Origin of the sequence: Bradyrhizobium sp. CCBAU 11386 (assembly GCF_028128955.1) — a bacterium.
Classification (GTDB): domain Bacteria; phylum Pseudomonadota; class Alphaproteobacteria; order Rhizobiales; family Xanthobacteraceae; genus Bradyrhizobium.
Genome location: NZ_LBKA01000078.1, coordinates 1 through 663 on the forward strand (window position 1 = coordinate 1; position 663 = coordinate 663).

1 protein-coding gene is annotated in these 663 nt (G+C 60.6%); it reads left to right on the forward strand.

Annotated features, from left to right (window positions below):
* Positions 1-663: IS21-like element IS1631 family helper ATPase IstB (gene istB, locus XI09_RS08455; protein ID WP_271566432.1), on the forward strand; the 663-nt coding region annotated here is incomplete at both ends.

The following is a 663-nucleotide window of genomic DNA, read 5'->3' on the forward strand; positions in this document are numbered from 1 at the left end:
CTGCGCCTGTCGGGTGTCCGCGACACGCTGCAGACGCGCGTGCTCCAGGCGCAGGGCGCCAACCAGCCCTTCCTCGAGACCTTCTCCCTTATCCTGCAGGATGAACTGGACCGTCGTCAGTCCCGTCTTATCGAGCGGCGATACCAGCAATCCGGGCTCGACGAAAAGCTGACGCTCGCCGAGTTCGACTGGTCCTTCAATCCCAAACTGCCACGTCAGACCTGCTTCCAGCTCCACACCCTGGCGTTCATTGCCGCTGGCGAGAACGCTCTGCTTGTCGGCAAACCTGGCACCGGGAAGTCGCACATCGCCAAGGCGATTGCCTATCAGGCGATCCTGCAAAGCCACAAGGTCCAGTATCTTGAGACCGACGACTTCTTCCACCGCTACGCCCTGAACTCTCCGGCACAACGCGAGGTCCGGCTGCGAACCATCATCGACTGCGATCTCCTCGTGCTGGACGATCTATTCCTCGCACGCGCCATCCCCGACGACGCCGGCACTTTGCTGCAGACCCTGATCCATCAGCGCTACAAACTGCGCCGCAGCGTCATCGTCACCTCCAATCGCGTCGTGCAGGATTGGGGGGCATACCTTGGGGACAACACTATGAGCACGACGATCCTCGATCGCCTTATGCATCATTGCCATCTGCTTGAGTTC